The 16,027-nt window shown below is 72.2% G+C and carries 15 protein-coding genes; 5 read left to right on the top strand and 10 right to left on the bottom strand.

The genetic code is table 11. The features are described from left to right. Positions 1 to 138: 138 nt before the first annotated feature. From EDD33_RS17095 to EDD33_RS17070, 6 genes are all read right to left on the bottom strand, one after another. A complete protein-coding gene (locus EDD33_RS17095) occupies positions 139 to 1,185 on the bottom strand; it encodes a hypothetical protein (protein WP_148077128.1) in 1,047 nt (348 codons plus the stop codon). Between the two features lie 206 nt (positions 1,186 to 1,391). Then, entirely contained in the window at positions 1,392 to 2,171 is a 780-nt protein-coding gene (gene pstB, locus EDD33_RS17090; RefSeq protein ID WP_123392231.1) for a phosphate ABC transporter ATP-binding protein PstB, read from the bottom strand. A 29-nt stretch (positions 2,172 to 2,200) separates the two neighbouring features. Continuing rightward, the gene (gene pstA / locus EDD33_RS17085; RefSeq protein WP_123392229.1) at positions 2,201 to 3,307 is read right to left on the bottom strand and encodes a phosphate ABC transporter permease PstA; all 1,107 of its coding nucleotides are present in this window, start codon (positions 3,305 to 3,307) and stop codon (positions 2,201 to 2,203) included. Positions 3,308 to 3,374: 67 nt separating this feature from the next. Next, positions 3,375 to 4,319, bottom strand: a complete 945-nt coding sequence (gene pstC / locus EDD33_RS17080; protein ID WP_123392228.1) for a phosphate ABC transporter permease subunit PstC — start codon at positions 4,317 to 4,319, stop codon at positions 3,375 to 3,377. Between the two features lie 99 nt (positions 4,320 to 4,418). Beyond that, positions 4,419 to 5,543, bottom strand: coding sequence for a phosphate ABC transporter substrate-binding protein PstS (gene pstS, locus EDD33_RS17075; RefSeq protein ID WP_123392227.1), 1,125 nt, complete (start codon positions 5,541 to 5,543; stop codon positions 4,419 to 4,421). A gap of 188 nt (positions 5,544 to 5,731) precedes the next feature. After that, complete coding sequence (locus EDD33_RS17070; RefSeq protein ID WP_123392226.1) at positions 5,732 to 6,652, bottom strand: NUDIX hydrolase; 921 nt, start codon at positions 6,650 to 6,652, stop codon at positions 5,732 to 5,734. A 43-nt stretch (positions 6,653 to 6,695) separates the two neighbouring features. On the opposite strand from EDD33_RS17070, the gene EDD33_RS17065 reads away from it, so the two are divergent. Continuing rightward, the gene (locus EDD33_RS17065) at positions 6,696 to 7,793 is read left to right on the top strand and encodes a hypothetical protein (RefSeq protein WP_148077127.1); all 1,098 of its coding nucleotides are present in this window, start codon (positions 6,696 to 6,698) and stop codon (positions 7,791 to 7,793) included. A gap of 56 nt (positions 7,794 to 7,849) precedes the next feature. On the opposite strand, the gene EDD33_RS17060 is transcribed toward EDD33_RS17065, so the two are convergent. Next, positions 7,850 to 10,075: an RNA degradosome polyphosphate kinase gene (locus EDD33_RS17060; protein ID WP_211332581.1), complete on the bottom strand. Its 2,226-nt coding sequence runs from the start codon at positions 10,073 to 10,075 to the stop codon at positions 7,850 to 7,852. Between the two features lie 52 nt (positions 10,076 to 10,127). On the opposite strand from EDD33_RS17060, the gene EDD33_RS17055 reads away from it, so the two are divergent. Then, positions 10,128 to 11,183, top strand: a complete 1,056-nt coding sequence (locus tag EDD33_RS17055; RefSeq protein WP_246003574.1) for an alpha/beta hydrolase — start codon at positions 10,128 to 10,130, stop codon at positions 11,181 to 11,183. A 14-nt stretch (positions 11,184 to 11,197) separates the two neighbouring features. Here EDD33_RS17055 and mshD read toward each other — a convergent pair whose 3' ends face one another. Both mshD and EDD33_RS17045 read right to left on the bottom strand, forming a co-directional pair. Then, a complete protein-coding gene (gene mshD, locus EDD33_RS17050) occupies positions 11,198 to 12,127 on the bottom strand; it encodes a mycothiol synthase (RefSeq protein ID WP_123392222.1) in 930 nt (309 codons plus the stop codon). 26 nt (positions 12,128 to 12,153) lie between these two features. Then, positions 12,154 to 12,870 carry a winged helix-turn-helix transcriptional regulator gene (locus EDD33_RS17045; protein ID WP_123392220.1) on the bottom strand — a complete coding sequence of 239 codons (717 nt, stop codon included), beginning with the start codon at positions 12,868 to 12,870 and terminating at the stop codon, positions 12,154 to 12,156. Positions 12,871 to 12,961: 91 nt separating this feature from the next. Between EDD33_RS17045 and EDD33_RS17040 the strand changes: the two genes are divergently transcribed. Together EDD33_RS17040 and EDD33_RS17035 are read left to right on the top strand one after the other, a co-directional pair. After that, complete coding sequence (locus EDD33_RS17040) at positions 12,962 to 13,258, top strand: MoaD/ThiS family protein (RefSeq protein ID WP_246003573.1); 297 nt, start codon at positions 12,962 to 12,964, stop codon at positions 13,256 to 13,258. A gap of 37 nt (positions 13,259 to 13,295) precedes the next feature. Continuing rightward, positions 13,296 to 13,742: a TlpA family protein disulfide reductase gene (locus EDD33_RS17035; RefSeq protein ID WP_123392216.1), complete on the top strand. Its 447-nt coding sequence runs from the start codon at positions 13,296 to 13,298 to the stop codon at positions 13,740 to 13,742. A 19-nt stretch (positions 13,743 to 13,761) separates the two neighbouring features. On the opposite strand, the gene EDD33_RS17030 is transcribed toward EDD33_RS17035, so the two are convergent. Then, positions 13,762 to 15,159 carry a bifunctional cytidylyltransferase/SDR family oxidoreductase gene (locus EDD33_RS17030; RefSeq protein ID WP_211332580.1) on the bottom strand — a complete coding sequence of 466 codons (1,398 nt, stop codon included), beginning with the start codon at positions 15,157 to 15,159 and terminating at the stop codon, positions 13,762 to 13,764. A gap of 374 nt (positions 15,160 to 15,533) precedes the next feature. Here EDD33_RS17030 and EDD33_RS17025 point away from each other — a divergent pair, with 374 nt between their 5' ends. After that, positions 15,534 to 16,001, top strand: coding sequence for a DUF4395 domain-containing protein (locus EDD33_RS17025; RefSeq protein ID WP_123392211.1), 468 nt, complete (start codon positions 15,534 to 15,536; stop codon positions 15,999 to 16,001). Positions 16,002 to 16,027 lie beyond the last annotated feature (26 nt).

The raw sequence follows: 16,027 nt of genomic DNA, 5'->3' as shown, positions 1-16,027 counted from the left end.
TCCGACCGGCGATTCGGGTACTCCGAGACGTTTGGCACTGTCCGAGGTGCTCCCGAGGGTGCCAAACGTCTCGGAGTACCTCGTGGGACCGAGGCGGGGGTGCCACAGCCGGGTCGTCGGTCCGGCTGCGCCGCGCTCTCAGGATGCGTGTCGCCGATAGTCCAGCAACCGATCATCACCCCGGGTGGCGAGCGCCCGGCGCAGGTCGACCGTGTGGGTCGCCCGCCACCAGGCCGGTGGGTCCAGGGTCCAGGATCGATCGGTGGCTGGTCGGTGCGACGCGCGTTCGTGGGCCGACCTCAGGCGCGCTGCGAGAAGCTCCCGCTCCCGCAGGTCCGGCGCCATGGCGACGACCGGTTCCAGGCCGTGCGCGCGGAAGGCGTCGAGACGGCGTACGTCGATCGACCGCTGCGGCCCGTCGAGGTGGTGCGGACCGTCGTACTCGCCGAGCAGGCCAGTCACCGGGTCGATCATGTCGGGTGTGCCGAGGTGGTGTCCGCGCAGGTCGAACACGGGCCGGTTGGTGAGCGGCACGGGAAGGCAGGCGTCGAGCACCCACACGAGGCGCATCGCGGTCTCGGCCGGCGACCACGTGTTCTCGTCAGCGAGGGCGAGTGCGTTCCTCGCCTGCGGGACGCCGGTCCACCCCGGGTGCCTGAGCGTGTAGTCCCACGCCTCCTCGAGGGAGACGAGGTCGGAGTACGCCGCAGCATCGACCGCGGCCACTGCCGCCCGCAGGTCACGGGCGTACCTCGTGGCGAAGAACAGAGACCTGACGGGCAGCGTCACACGTACCCCCTCGACATCCACCAGCTCGCCCGGCGGGAGACGCTCCTGGCAGACCCGGATGCCGGGCTGGCCGCGGATGTCCTCGTAGCACGTGGCCAGGTCGACCGGCTGGAACCCGCCCGGGGTCCTGCCGGTGAACCAGGTGCCACCTGTCCAGCGCAGCCCCGCCCATCCGGTGACGCCGCCGATCTCGGGCAGGACCGCCGCCGCCTCGCGGATGCGCTGCTCGGCCACGAGGGCGTCGACGTCGGAGGGGACGTAGAGCCCGCGGCTGGTCCGACGCCATCGGGCAGAACGCAGCTGCACACGCGTCGGACCCCGGAGACCGGTGTCGTCACGACGGACGGGAGGGACCGTCGCGGCACGGGCGAGCGCGAGCGCGTCGTACCGGTCCATGGCCGGCAGCCAACCCGTGCGACGCGCAGGTTGGCTGCGCCTGTCCACAGGGGACCGGCGTCATGGGGCTTATGTCGTTCTGTGGACGGCGGGGACCGGTCAGCCACCCCACGCCCGGCGGGGGTAGTCCGAGACGTTTGGCACCTGAAACGGGCCCTGGCGGGGTGCCGAACGTCTCGGACTACCCCGTGCCTGCGACGTGCGACCTAGCCGAACCGACCCGAGATGTAGGCCTCGGTGGCGGCCTCGTCGGGGACGCTGAAGATCTTCTTGGTGGGGTTCATCTCGATCAGCTTGCCGGGCTTGCCGGTGCCGGCGATGTTGAAGAAGGCGGTGTCCTCGGAGACCCGGGCCGCCTGCTGCATGTTGTGGGTGACGATGACGATCGTGTACTCCGACTTGAGCTCGTGGATGAGGTCCTCGATCGCCGAGGTCGAGATCGGGTCGAGGGCCGAGCAGGGCTCGTCCATCAGGAGCACCTGCGGCTCGACGGCGATCGCGCGGGCGATGCACAGCCGCTGCTGCTGGCCGCCCGAGAGGCCCATGCCGGGCTTGCCCAGCCGGTCCTTGACCTCGTTCCACAGGTTGGCGCCCTTGAGGGACTTCTCCACGACCTGGTCGGCGGCGGCCTTCTTGAGCTTCTTGTTGTTCAGCCGCAGCCCGGCGAGGACGTTCTCGTAGATCGACATCGTCGGGAACGGGTTGGGCCGCTGGAAGACCATGCCGACCATGCGGCGTACCTCCACCGGGTCCACGCCCGGGTCGTAGAGGGACTGCCCGTCGACGATGATCTTGCCGTCGACGCGGGCGCCGGGGATCGCCTCGTGCATCCGGTTGAGGGAGCGCAGGAAGGTCGACTTGCCGCAGCCGGACGGTCCGATGAGCGCCGTCACCGAACGGGCGGGGATCGTCATGTTGACGCTCTCGACCGCCAGGAAGTCGCCGTAGTAGATGTCGAGGTCAGAGACGTCGATGCTCTTGGCCATGGTGTGTGAACTCTCCGTGTTGTCCGGACTCAGTGTCCGGTCTTGGGGGCGAAGTACTTGCCGACCACGCGGGCGACGAGGTTGAGCAGCATCACGATCACGATCAGCACGAACGCGCCGCCCCAGGCGATGCCGATGCCCGGGGGCTCACCGCCGCTCGGCGGCGGGATGCCCGGGTTGGCGTTCTGGGTGAAGATCAGGACCGGCAGCGTCGTCATCCGGCCGTCGAAGAGGTTGAAGTTGGTCCGGGTCGTCAGGCCCGCGATCAGCAGCAGCGGCGCGGTCTCGCCGACCACGCGGGCGATGGCGAGGGTCACGCCGGTCACGATGCCACCCAGCGCCGTGGGGAGCACGACCTTGGCGATGGTGCGCCACTTCGGCACCCCCAGGGCGTACGACGCCTCGCGCAGGTCGTCGGGCACGAGCCGGAGCATCTCCTCGGTGGAGCGCACCACGATCGGGATCATCAGGATGGCCAGCGCGATCGAGCCGCCGAGTCCGGCGCGGGCGGAGGGCCCGAACAGCAGGATCCACAGCGCGAAGGCGAACAGGCCGGCGACGATCGAGGGGATGCCGGTCATCACGTCGACCAGGAAGGTGATCGAGCGGGCCAGGCGGCCCTTCTGGCCGTACTCCACGATGTAGATCGCGGTGAAGATGCCGATCGGGACCGCGATCACGGTGGCGCCCAGCGTGATCAGCAGGGTGCCGATCAGGGCGTGATAGATGCCGACCGGCTGCGAGAGGTCGGTGCGGAACTGCGAGAACGTCAGGAAGGTCGCGTTGATCTGCGGCGCGCCCTTGGAGACCACCGTCCAGATCAGCGACAGCAGCGGCACCAGCGCGACCAGGAACGCGCTCCAGACCAGCGAGGTCATCAGCCGGTCGACGGCGGCGCGGCGGTTCTCCACCACCAGCGACCAGACCGGCATCAGCACCACGAACAGCAGCAGCGCGACGAAGCCGGTGCTCAGCAGGCCCCAGCCGAGCAGCAGGCCCAGCAGGGCGGCGCCGGCGACGGCGCCGAGGGCGACCAGCAGCGGCGCCCAGCGGGGGAGCCGCGGCCGCTGCAGGCTCTGGGCGCGGGTGGGAGCTGCTCCCCGGGGCGCCTGGGGCGCCTGGGTGGTGGTGCTCATCGGGGTCCCCTCACAGTTGTCGGGTGGAGGAGCGGAGCGGGGGAGACCGAGAACCGGGTGCGGTGGTTCATCGGGCCATCCTCCGCTCGGAGCGGCCGACCAACCAGCGGGCCGCGAAGTTGACCAGGAAGGTCACCAGGAACAGCACCAGGCCGGTGGCGATGAGGACCGAGACCTTGCCGGGCGTGCCTTCCTTGTAGTTGTTGGCGATGTTGGAGGCGATGCTCGCCGGGTTCGAGGACGAGATCAGGTTGAAGGTGATGCCGCCGCCGGCCGAGAGGACCATCGCGACGGCCATCGTCTCGCCCAGGGCGCGGCCCAGGCCGAGCATGACCGCGGAGACCATCCCGGACTTGGCGTAGGGGAAGACCGTCAGCCGGACCATCTCCCAGCGGGTGGCACCCAGGGCCAGCGCGGCCTCCTGGTGCAGCCGGGGGGTCTGGGCGAAGATCTCGCGCGAGATCGCGGTGATGATCGGCAGGATCATGATCGCCAGCACGATGCCGGCGGTGAGGATCGTGCGGCCGGTCGTCGAGGGCGGACCGGCGAAGAACGGGATGAAGCCGAGGTGCTCGTAGAGCCACTCGTAGCCCGGCGCCACCTTGCGGGCCAGGACGTTGATGCCCCACAGGCCGAACACGACGCTGGGAACGGCGGCCAGCAGGTCGACGACGTACGCCGCGGGCACCGCGATCGAACGGGGGGCGTAGTGGCTGATCACCAGGGCGATGCCGAAGGACAGGGGCGCGGCGATGATCACCGCGATCACGGCCGCGAGGATCGTGCCGAACAGCAGCGGGACCACGTAGCCGACGAACGTGCTGGCCTGCGGGGCGTAGAAGCTCGCGGGCTGGGTGAGCCCGGGGATGCCCTCGATCGCCAGGAAGACGAACACGCCGGCGAGGGCGACGAGGATGAAGATGCCGGCGCCGCGGGAGAGCCCCGCGAAGATGCGGTCGCCCTGGCGCCGCTTGGGGCGGGCGGCGGGAGGGGCGGCGGGCGTGGTGGTCACGTCAGGTCCTCTGGGTGGAAGGGGCTGGTCGTGCAAGTGGCGTGCGGGGGGTGGTGACCCCCCGCACGCCGATCATGCTGCCGTGCTGGTGTGCGTGGCTCAGCTTCCGGCGGAGATCTTCTCGACGATCGCCTGGGCCTCCTCGGCCACCGACGAGGACAGCGCAGCGGCGCCGGCGTTGTCGGCAGCGGCCTTCTGGCCCTCGTCGGAGACGATGTAGGACAGGTAGCCCTTGACCAGGTCGGCCTGGGCCTGGTCGGAGTAGGTCTGGCAGGCGATCAGGTAGGAGACCAGGACGACGGGGTAGGTGTCGGCCGCGGTCGTGGTGCGGTTGATCTCGAACGCCATGTCGACGTCCGGGCGGCCCGAGACCCGCTCGGACTCCTCGATGACCTTGGCGCCGGCCTCGGGGGTCGCCTCGACGAACTCCTCGCCGACCTTGACCTTGGCGATGGCGAGGTCGCCGGCCTGGCTCTCGTCGGCGTAGCCGATGGTGCCGGTGCCGTTGGTGACCGCGGAGATGACGCCGGAGGTGCCCTCGGCGGCCTCGCCGCCCTTGGCGGGCCAGACGCCGTCGGCGTCGTAGCTCCACGCGCCGTCGCCGGCCTGGTTGAGCCAGTCGGTGAAGTTCTCGGTGGTGCCGGAGTCGTCGGAGCGGTGGACGGGCGTGATCCGCTCGTCGGGCAGCTCGGCGTCGGGGTTGAGGTCGGCGATGGCCGGGTCGTTCCAGGTGGTGATCTTGCCGTCGAAGATCTCGGCGGTGGTCTTGGCGTCGAGGTTGAGCTCGTCGACACCCTCGAGGTTGAACACGATGGCGATGGGGGAGACGTACGCCGGGACCTCGATCGGGTCCTGGCCCTCGCAGCGCTCCTTGGCGCCGCTGAGCTCCTTCTCGTCGTCGTCGAGGTAGGCGTCGGAGCCGGCGAAGGCGACACCGCCCTCGATGAACTGGGTGCGGCCGTCACCGGAGCCGACCGGGTCGTAGGTGACGGTGGCGCCGGAGTTGGCGGCCTGGAAGGCGGTGGACCACGCCTCCTGGGCGCGCTCCTGGGAGGAGGCGCCGGCGCCGGCGAGCTCGCCGGAGAGCGAGGAGTCGCCCTCGGCGGAGGAGTCGCTGCCGCTGGAGGCGTTCTCGTTGGCGGCCCCGCAGGCGGAGAGCGCCGTGGCGAGGGCGATCGCGGCGACGCCGGGGGCGGCGATGCGACGGAGGGAAGAGCGGTTCACTTCAGGCTCCTGTGAGTTCACAAGGGGGTGGACGAGCTGAACCTAGGAAGCAGAGGTGTCACGGCACGGGGACGCGGGTGAACGGCAGGTGAACGCTGGCTGCCCAGATGGCGGGACACCGCGCGTCCATGACGTGCGTCACGTGGAAATGCGCAGTTCAGCGGCCTTTGCGTGGTCCGGGCCGCGGGTCAGGCGAGCGGGACCGGCAGGTGCCGCTCGACCGCGACGAGCTCGCCCCTGCGGTGGTGGCACACCACCAGCTCGGAGGGGGCCAGCGGCTCCTCCTCGACGCCCAGGACGCCGAGCAGCGTCGGCAGCACGGGCCGGTGGCTGCACACCACGCTCGACTCGGGCGCCGCCGCCAGGGTGTGGAGCAGCCGGGCGGCCGCGTCGGGGTCGGAGAGCTCCTCGGAGAGCTCGTCGAGCTCCTGCAGCGGCAGCACCTGCTCCTCGGCGTACGGCGCGAGCGTCTGGGTGCAGCGGGTGCTCGAGGAGCTGTGCACCCGCGTCACGCCGTACGCCGCGAGCAGCCGCGACAGCTCACGGGCCTGCTCCTCGCCCACGTCGAGCAGCGGCCGACGCGGGTCGGGGCCGTGCCAGTCGCGCCGCTTGGCCGCCTTGGCGTGGCGTACGACGACCAGGGCGCTCGTCGCCCGGGGCTGCTTGCGGAGCTGCTCGAGCAGGTGCACGTCGTCGAGGTAGGTCAGCAGCGAGGCGGCCGTGGCCAGCGGCTCCCAGCGCACCTCGTCGACCTCGGGGTTGGGCTCGTAGCCGCTGACGTCGTCGTCGCCGACCACGTGACCGACCCAGTAGTGCACCTTCTTCGCGCGACCGCCGGAGACGGCGTACAGCTGGGGGAGCAGCGGGCGACCGAGCCGGACCTCGACGCCGGTCTCCTCGAGCAGCTCGCGCACCGCCGTGGTGGTGACGTGCTCGCCCGGGTCCTGCTTGCCCTTGGGGAAGGACCAGTCGTCGTACTTCGGTCGGTGCACCAGCAGCACCTCGCGGCCCTCGGGGCCCTTGCGGACGACGACGGCTCCCGCCGCGACGACGTCCGGGCCGGTGGCCCGAGCAGGAGGGGTCGCAGGGAGCGGAGGGGGCTGACCCATGGCGGACATCCTCACACGCCCACGCGGCGGCTACCCTCCTGACGTGCAGAGACGTCCGCGGCCGCGCCGCCGGACCCTGCTCGTCGGGCTGCTCGTGCTGGCCCTGGTCGCCGGGCTCGTGGTCACGGGCGTGTGGCTGTGGCGCCGCGCTGACCGCACCCCGCTCCAGGAGGCACTCACCCACGCGCCGCAGGACGCCCGCCGGGTCGCCTTCACCGACTGGACCCAGGTGCGCCGTAGCGTCGGCGCCGACCTGGGCGAGGACCCCGACCGCGACGCCGTCGAGGCGATGACGGCGAAGGCCTACGACGCCGACCTGTCCCCGGTCTCGAGCACCGAGGAGGCCGCGGGCGCGCTGCAGGAGATCTACGGCTTCGGCCCGGCCACCGCGCAGTGGGAGCTCTACTCGCAGTCGCCGAAGGGTGCGGCGATGGTGCTCCGGCCCCCCGAGGGCACCGACTTCGACGTGCTGGCCGGCAACCTGCGCCGCGCCGGGTACGACGCTCCGGCCGGCGGCGGCCCGGGGGGCACCTGGGACGGCGGCATCGACCTGGTCGCCTCGCTCGACCCGACGCTGACCCCGGCGCTGCAGTACGTCGCCCTGCTGCCCGACCAGGGCCTGGTGGTCAGCAGCGACACCAGGTCCTACGCCGCCTCGACCGCGAAGGTCGCCCGCGGCGACGCCACCCCGGTGAGCGACGTGGCCGGCGTGGAGGACGTCGCCGGGCGCCTGGGCGGGACCGTCAACGCGATGCTGTGGACCGGCGACTTCGTGTGCGAGGACCTGTCGATGGCCACCGCCGCCGAGGAGGAGCAGCAGCAGGCCGAGGGCCTGGTCGACGACGTCGGCGGCGTCTCCCCGCTGGCCGGCTTCGCGATGGGCATGGACGCCGGCCGCACCCTGCACGTGGTCGCGCACTACGAGGACGACGACCGGGCGCGCGAGGACCTGCGCGCCCGCGCCGAGCTGGTCGTGGGGGAGACGCCGGGGCGCGGCGGCGGTCGCGTCGCCGACGACTACGAGCTCACCCGCTCGCGCGCCGTCGGCCCCGACGTGCTGCTCGACCTGCGCCCCCGCAGCGACGACGGCTTCGTGCTCTCCGGCCTCTACGAGGGCCCGCTGGTCTTCGCGACCTGCTGAGGCGCGAGCCCGATCGTCGGCCCCGGCGTACGTCGCGGGGTCGGCGGGTGCCGGCCTCAGCCGCGCGAGGCCCGCTCCCCGCGGTCGTGCTGGCCGCGCCGGCGCCGCTTGTGGATCGAGATGAGGTGCTCCTGGAGGTTGCGCACGGGCTGCTCGTCGGGCGAGGTGACGGCCGACCACTCACCGTCGGAGTCGAGCGAGAAGCCGGCGGTGTGGTCGGAGAAGGCGAGGTCGAGCAGCCGGGTGACCTCGTCGGTCTCGGTGGCCGAGGGCAGCTTGACCAGCACCTCGACGCGGCGGTCGAGGTTGCGGTGCATCAGGTCGGCGGAGCCGATGTAGGCCAGCGGCTCGCCGCCGTTCTCGAACCACATGATCCGGCTGTGCTCGAGGTAGCGGCCGAGGATCGACTTGACCCGGATCGTCTCCGACAGCTCCGGCACGCCCGGCCGGACCGCGCAGATGCCGCGGATCAGCAGGTCGATCGGCACCCCGGCGCGGGAGGCGGTGTAGAGCGCGTCGATGACGGCCTCGTCGACGATGGAGTTGGCCTTGAGGCGGATCCGTGCGGGTCGCCCGGCCTTGTGGTGGGCGGTCTCGGCGCGGATCAGGTCGAGCAGGCCGGTGCGCACCGAGTCGGGGGCGACCATGAGCTCGGCGTACGACGCGTTGCGGCTGTAGCCGGAGAGGTTGTTGAACAGGTGGGCGACGTCCTCGCCGATGGTCTCGTCGGTGGTGAGCAGCCCGAAGTCCTCGTACATCCGCGCGGTCTTGGGGTTGTAGTTGCCGGTGCCGATGTGGGTGTAGCGGCGGATGCCCTCGGGCTCGTCGCGCACCACCATCGACAGCTTGCAGTGGGTCTTCAGGCCGACCAGGCCGTAGACCACGTGGCAGCCGGCGTGCTCGAGCTTGCGGGCCCAGCGGATGTTGGCCGACTCGTCGAAGCGCGCCTTGATCTCGACGATGACCAGCACCTGCTTGCCGCTCTCGGCGGCGTCGACGAGGGCGTCGATGATCGGGGAGTCGCCCGAGGTGCGGTAGAGCGTCTGCTTGATCGCGAGCACCTGCGGGTCGGCCGCGGCCTGCTCGATGAACCGCTGCACCGAGGTGCTGAAGGAGTCGTAGGGGTGGTGCAGCAGCACGTCGGAGCGCTGCAGCGCCTTGAAGACGTCGACCGGCGAGGCCGACTCGACGGGCGCCAGCAGGGTGTGGGTGGCGGGCAGGAAGTTGGGGTACTTCAGGTCCTCGCGGTCGAGGTCGGCGATGCCGTGCAGGCCGCGCAGGTCCAGCGGGCCGGGGAGCCGGAAGACCTCGGACTCGGTGACGCCGAGCTCGCTGATCAGCAGCTCGAGCACGTGGGCGTCGATGTTCTCCTCGACCTCGAGCCGCACCGGCGGGCCGAAGCGGCGCCGCAGCAGCTCCTTCTCCAGCGCCTTGAGGAGGTTCTCGGCGTCGTCCTCCTCGACCTCGAGGTCCTCGTTGCGCGTCACCCGGAAGGTGTTGACGCTCATGATCTCCATGCCGGGGAAGAGCTTCTTCAGGTGCTCGCCGATGACGTCCTCGAGCGGCACGAAGCGCTGGTTGCCCAGCGGCACGAAGCGGGTGAAGATCGGCGGCACCTTGACCCGCGCGAAGTGCTCCTTGTCGGTCTTGGGGTTGCGCACCAGCACCGCGAGGTTGAGCGAGAGCCCGGAGATGTAGGGGAACGGGTGGGCCGGGTCGACGGCCAGCGGGGTGAGCACGGGGAAGACGCGCTCCTTGAACAGACGCTTGCACTGCTTCTGCTCCTCGCGGTCGAGGTCGTCCCAGCGCACCAGCGTGATGCCCTCCGCGGCGAGCGCGGGCACGATCTGGTCGCGGAAGCAGGACGCGTGGCGGGCCTGCAGCTCGCCGCTCACCCGCCAGATCTGCTCGAGCACCTCGCGGGGCATCAACCCCGACGCCGCGCGTACGGCGACCCCGGCCGCGATCCGCCGCTTGAGGCCGGCCACGCGCACCATGAAGAACTCGTCGAGGTTGCTGGCCACGATGGCCAGGAAGCGGGCCCGCTCGAGCAGCGGCAGCGCGGGGTCCTCCGAGAGCGCCAGCACCCGCTGGTTGAAGTGCAGCCACGACAGCTCGCGGTCCAGGAACCGGTCGGGGAACTCACCCTCGTCGAACTGCGGCTCACCCGGGTCGTAGGGCGGGTCCACGTCGAAGCTGTCGGCGGGGACGACGCGCAGGGTCGGGTCCTGGGGGCCCTCGTCGGCGTCGGAACCCGTCGCGGGGTGGAGGCTCTCGGTCATGGGTCCCATCCTTCCACCGACAGGTGAACGAGGGGTGTCGTAGTTTTCCCCCGTGACCCGTCTGCGCTTCGCCCTCGAACGTCTCGTCCTCCGCCTGGTGATGGGGCTGCCGCCCGGGGTGCAGCGGCTGCTGCGCGGTCGCCCGCGCCGGCTCGACGGGCTGGAGCTCGCCCCCGAGCTGCAGCTGATGTTCGCGGCGCAGAGGCTGGCGCGGATCGCCGACATGTCCACCCTGCCGATCGACGACGCCCGGCTGTCCTACCGCCGGCTGACGCGCATGATCGGGGGCCGCCCGCCGCTGGCTGCGTACCGCGACCTCCAGGTGGACGGTGGCGCCGGACCGCTCGACGCGCGGCTCTACACCCCGACCGCGTGCATCGGTGCCGAGACGTCCCCGACGCTGCTGTTCCTGCACGGCGGCGGCTGGATGTACGGCGACCTGGAGACCCACGACCCGTTCTGCCGCGTCCTCGCCGAGACGGCCGGCGTGCAGGTGCTGGCGGTCGACTACCGCCGCACCCCCGAGCACCGCTTCCCCGCGGCCAGCGACGACTGCAAGGCGGCCTACCGCTGGCTGGTCGAGCACGCCGAGGAGGTCGGCGCCGACCGCGACCGTCTCGCCGTCGGCGGCGACTCCGCCGGGGGCGCGCTGAGCGCCTCGACGGCCGTCTTCGCGGCCGAGGAGGAGCTGCCGATGCGGCTGCAGCTGCTGATCTACCCCGGCACGGACTGGGTGGAGGAGAGCACCAGCCGTCGGCTGTTCGCGCCCGAGGGGCTGCTGCTCACCCAGGCGTTCCTCGACGGCGCCCGGGAGAACTTCTTCGACCCCGACGCGGTCGACGTGCACCACCCCGACGCGTCCGCGCTGCGGCGTACCGACTTCCCGGCGGACCTCGCCCCCGCCCACGTCGTCACCGCGGGCTTCGACCCGCTGCGCGACGAGGGGGAGGCCTACGCCGCGCTGCTCGAGAAGCAGGGCGTCGAGGTCGACCTGACCCGCTACGCCTCGATGGTCCACGGGTTCATCCACTTCGTCGACGCCGGCCGCGAGTGCCCGGCGTACGTCCGGGAGATCGCCGAGCGTGCCGGGGCGGTGCTGCGCGCCTGATCCCGCCCGCCAGGTCAGCCGAGGCTGACGACCCCGCGGTACTGCACCTCGACGCGGTCGGTGTCGAAGCCCTGGTTGGTGTAGACGGCGATCGCCGGGTCGTTGTCGCCGTCGACGTAGAGCAGCACGTCGTCGAGCCCGCGGGAGGCGAGGTGGGCGAGGCCGGCGTTGGTCAGCACGGTGCCGAGGCCGCGGCCGGCGGCCTTGGGGTTGACCGCGACGACGTAGACCTCGCCGTACGGCGGCTGCTCGTCGCGGTGCTCCTTGGTCCAGTGGAACCCGAGCATCGGTGGCAGGCCCGAGGCGTCGCCGGCGGGCACGGCGACGAGCAGCCCGGACGGGTCGAACCACGCCTCGCTGGTGCGCTCGACGAAGTCGGCGTGGCTCATGTGGCCCTGCTCCGGGTGGTGCGCGAACGCGGAGGCGTTGACCTCCAGCAGGGCGGCCTCGTCCTGCGGCTCGAAGCCGCGGATGACCACGCCCTCGGGGGCGGCCCAGGACGGCAGGTCGGTGAGGGGGCGCTTCATGATGCGCAGCTCGCGCTCGCGGGGGAGCCCGAAGTGCAGCGCGAGCCGCTCGGCGCCGGGGTGGTCGGCGTGCGACCAGACCTCGACGCGGCGGCCCTCGGGCAGGGCCGCGCTGGCCAGCGCCAGGCCGACCCCGTGGCGTCGTGACTCCGGGTGCACGGCGAGGTCGACCAGGCTCTCGGCGTGCCGGAAGGCGAACCCGGCCGCCGGGGCGTCCGGGGCGTCGTCGCGGTGGGCGAGCCAGAGGTCCGCGTCCCGGAGCCCGCGGTTCTTCAGCTGGAGCAACGCCTGCTCGTTGAGCGTGGTGGCGCCGTCGTGCGCCGTGGTGGCGCGGGCGACACGGCGTACGTCGGCGGCGGGACCGCTCTCGGCCGCCCAGTCGAAGTCGGCGGCTGCGACGTGCGTGATGGCGACCATGGCGCGACCCTAGCGCCGGAGCGGGGTCAGCGGCTCGGGGCGTCCTGGCGCTCGCGGCTCTCGCGCGGCGGCGCGACGAAGCGGTAGCCGACGTTGCGCACCGTGCCGATCAGGGCCTCGTGGTCGGTGCCGAGCTTGGCGCGGAGCCGGCGCACGTGGACGTCGACGGTGCGGGTGCCGCCGAAGTAGTCGTAGCCCCACACCTCCTGCAGCAGCTGGTCGCGGGTGAAGACGCGGCCGGGGTGCTGGACGAGGTACTTCAGGAGCTCGAACTCCTTGAAGGTCAGGTCGAGCACCCGCTTGCCGAGCTTGGCGGTGTAGGTCGCCTCGTCGACGACGACCTCGCCGGACCGGATCACGTGGGCGTCCGGGTCGTCGGCGTCCGCGCGGGCGGAGAGCCGGGCCAGGCCGAGCCGGATCCGGGCGTCGATCTCGGCGGGGCCGGCGGTGTCGAGCACGACGTCGTCCATGCCCCAGTCGTGGGTGACGACCGCGAGCCCGCCCTCGGTGACGATGAGCAGCACGGGCTGGTCGGAGCCGGTGGTGCGGATCAGCCGGCACAGGTCGCGCGCCTGGGCGAGCTCGCGACGGCCGTCGACCAGGAGCAGGTCGTGGTCGGGAGCCTCGAGCAGCGCGCTGCCCTCCGCGGGCAGGATCTTCACCGAGTGGCTGAGCAGGGCCAGGCCCGGGAGCACCTCGGCGGAGGGTTGCAGCGCCTTGGTGAGCAGGAGCAGGGTGCCCATGGCACCTCCTGGGTGAGTTCCCGGCGAGAGGTCGTGCGGCGACCCATCTACGCTGATGGGAACGCCCCGACCAGAGGCAAGGATAACCAACGTGAGCGCTGCTCCCGACCCGAGCGTCCGCACGGCGACCGTGACGCTGCGCTACTGGGCCGCCGCGCGCCACGCCGCCGGCACCGACACCGACGCCGTCGAGGTCACCGGACCCACCCCGCTCTCGGAGCTGCTGGCCACCGCCCGCGCCACCCACGAGGGCCGCAGGTTCGCCGACGTCCTCGCCTGCTGCTCGGTGATGGTGGGCGACCGTCCGGTCACCACCGACGACCCCACGACCGTCCTCGTCCAGCCCGGTCAGAGCGTGGAGCTCCTCCCCCCCTTCGCCGGCGGCTGAGCGGAATGCCCGGCCGGCTCGCGTCGTTGGGCCCGTCATGTCCACCGGTGCCTGGGTCCTGCTGGCCGCCCTCGTCGCGGCCGGCCTGTTCGGCGGCTACCGCGCCCTGACCGACGGCCGGTTCCGTCGCGACGTCACCGCGGACGCCCCGGAGCCGGAGCCGTCGGTCGAGCCGTCGGTGCTGGCCGACACCCCCTGGGCCGACCAGGCGGGGGAGCGGGCCACCCTGCTGCAGTTCAGCTCGGCGTTCTGCGCCCCCTGCCGGGCGACCCGGCGCACCCTGGGCGAGGTCGTCGCCGTGACGCCGGGTGTCGCCCACGTGGAGGTCGACGCCGAGCAGCACCTCGACGTCGTACGCCGCCTGGGCATCCTGCGCACCCCCACCACGATCGTCCTCGACGCCCGCGGGCACGAGGTCACGCGCGCCACGGGTGCGCCCCGCAAGGAGCAGGTGCTGAGCGCCCTCGAGCGCTCCGTGTCCTGACGGTGACCGGCGGCGGTGCTCAGCCGCCGTAGCGCGCCAGCGGGTCGTCGCGCCGCACGTCCACGACGTGCCCGGTGGCGGGGGCGAGCAGGGTGTCCAGCGAGACCTTGGCGACGTCGGTCGAGCGCAGCAGCGAGCCCGCCTGCTCCTCGCCGAAGGCGCGGGTGCGCATCGGGGTGCCCGTCCGCTCCGGGTTGACGCAGTTGACGCGGACGCCGGAGCCGGCCCACTCGTCGGCCAGCGCCTGGGTCAGGTTGACGGTGGCGGCCTTCGCGGAGGAGTACAGGCTGTAGCCGCTGCGGCCCCGGGTGTAGGAGCTGGAGGTGAAGAGCAGCAGGCTGCCGCGGCTCGCGGCGAGGTGGGGGTGGAACTCCTGGGCGATGAAGATCGGCGCCAGGTAGTTGACCTCGGTGGCGTGGTAGACCGCCTCCTCGGTGGTCTCGGTCAGCAGCCCTCGCGGCAGCACGCCGGCGGTGTTGACGACGTAGTCGATCCGCCCGTGCAGGGCGATCGCCTCGCGCGCCGCGGCCGCCACGTCCTCGCGGCGCTCGACGTGCGTGCCGGTGCCGGACCGGCTGAAGGCGACGACCGAGGCGCCGTAGGTGCGTGCCAGGTCCGCGATGTCGGCCCCGATGCCGTAGCTGCCGCCGAAGACGACGAGGGCCTTGCCGGCGAGCGCCTCCCGGTACTCCTCCTCGGTCCGCTGCGGGACGGCGTCGCTGCCCGAGAGCTGGAAGAGCTTCTCGGCCACGTAGACGTCGATCGGCTCGGTGACCTTCATGTTGCGGTCGTCGCCCCGGACCACCCAGATCGGCACGTCGGGGGTGTAGCGGAGCACGACGGTGCAGTCGTCGGTCGCGGCGAAGTCGGGATCGCGGTCGGCCGCGGCGTACGCCTCCCTGATCGTCGCGAGCCGGAACGCCTGGGGGGTCTGCCCGCGACGCAGGAGCGCGCGGGGAGGGACGTCACGGATGACGTTGTCCTCGGTGACCTCGATGATGGTGTCGGCGGACGGGATGGCCACGTCGACCGCGCCGTAGGTGTCGAGGGCCTCGAAGCAGTCGCTGATGATGCGGGCGTCGACCAGGGGCCGGACCGCGTCGTGGAAGAGGACCTTGGTGTCGTCGCCGGGGATGCCGGCCAGGGCCCGGGCGGTCGTGCCGTTGCGGGTGTCCGCCCCCTCGAGCACGGACGTGACCTTGGGGAAGTCGCCGGACCGGAGGATGTCGTGCACGGCGTCGAGGTGACCCGGCGCCATCATGATCACGACCTCGTCGACGAGCTCGTGGCTGTGGATGGCGACCAGGGTGTGCTCGAGGATCGTCCGTCCGGCGATCTTGATGAGCTGCTTGGGGATGCTGAGACCCACGCGTGCCCCGACCCCGCCGGCCAGAATGACGGCCACGTTCTTGGGCACGGCTCGCCCACCCACTTCCCTGTTCGTCACGCGCCGACCGGTGCGCGAGGCGACCCTACTCGCGGCGCAGCGGGGTGACCGGGCAACGGCGTGACTGGGTCGAGGCGTCCGACATGTGAACACCTAGTCCACATGGTGGGACGCGATGTCCGATCTCGCGCGTCGACTGCCTAGGGTCGTCCTCGTGCCCACGACGCTGCTGACCCGTCGCCGCGCAGTCGACCACTGCCGCGTGCGCTCGTCGCTGTGTCGAATGTCCTGACGCGACCGCACCCCCGGCCCCACCGGCCGACCCGACCAGGTGCGTCGCCACGCCCGCGCGTCCCAGCGCCGGCGGAGATCCGGACACCACCGTCGAGGCCACCAGGAGAGCCATGTCGCAGCAGCAGGGCCAGATCGACCCGCGTGGACCGCAGTTCAACGCGGTCCTCACCAGCATCGTCCTGGCGCTGAGCCTGCTCACCGCCCCGGGCGCCCTCGGCGTCACGCTGCTGGCCGTGCAGGCGGCGCTCTTCGCCGTCGGGGTGGCCCTCGGCGTGCAGCGCACCCCGGCCGCGTGGCTGTTCCGTCGTCTCGTGCGGCCCCGGCTCGCCGCCCCCGACCACCTCGAGGACCCGCAGCCCCCGCGCTTCGCCCAGGGCGTCGGCCTGGCCTTCGCCGCGGTCGCCCTGCTCGGCTACGCCGTCGGGCTCCCCGTCCTGGGCCTGGTGGCCACCGGGCTCGCCCTGGTCGCCGCCCTGCTCAACGCCGCCTTCGGGCTCTGCCTGGGCTGCGAGATGTACCTCCTGCTGCGCCGCGCCACCGGCCCCCGCGCCGGGCGGCGTACGCCTGCCAACGCCTGAACCCCTGATCCACCCGTTCCCCACCA

It is taken from the genome of Nocardioides aurantiacus (assembly GCF_003752505.1).
In the GTDB taxonomy this organism is placed as follows: Bacteria; Actinomycetota; Actinomycetes; order Propionibacteriales; family Nocardioidaceae; genus Marmoricola; species Marmoricola aurantiacus.
Note: the sequence above shows the minus strand (reverse complement) of the source record. Positions and strands in the feature narration are given on the sequence as shown.

What these genes read in the sequence shown, in the direction of transcription:
- EDD33_RS17035 (WP_123392216.1), top strand. Translation starts at nt 13,296, where the DNA reads ATGTCCACCGGTGCCTGGGTCCTGCTGGCCGCCCTCGTCGCGGCCGGC.
- pstA (WP_123392229.1), bottom strand. Translation starts at nt 3,307, where the DNA reads ATGAGCACCACCACCCAGGCGCCCCAGGCGCCCCGGGGAGCAGCTCCC.
- mshD (WP_123392222.1), bottom strand. Translation starts at nt 12,127, where the DNA reads ATGGTCGCCATCACGCACGTCGCAGCCGCCGACTTCGACTGGGCGGCC.
- EDD33_RS17045 (WP_123392220.1), bottom strand. Translation starts at nt 12,870, where the DNA reads ATGGGCACCCTGCTCCTGCTCACCAAGGCGCTGCAACCCTCCGCCGAG.
- EDD33_RS17070 (WP_123392226.1), bottom strand. Translation starts at nt 6,652, where the DNA reads ATGGGTCAGCCCCCTCCGCTCCCTGCGACCCCTCCTGCTCGGGCCACC.
- pstB (WP_123392231.1), bottom strand. Translation starts at nt 2,171, where the DNA reads ATGGCCAAGAGCATCGACGTCTCTGACCTCGACATCTACTACGGCGAC.
- EDD33_RS17060 (WP_211332581.1), bottom strand. Translation starts at nt 10,075, where the DNA reads ATGACCGAGAGCCTCCACCCCGCGACGGGTTCCGACGCCGACGAGGGC.
- EDD33_RS17095 (WP_148077128.1), bottom strand. Translation starts at nt 1,185, where the DNA reads ATGGACCGGTACGACGCGCTCGCGCTCGCCCGTGCCGCGACGGTCCCT.
- EDD33_RS17025 (WP_123392211.1), top strand. Translation starts at nt 15,534, where the DNA reads ATGTCGCAGCAGCAGGGCCAGATCGACCCGCGTGGACCGCAGTTCAAC.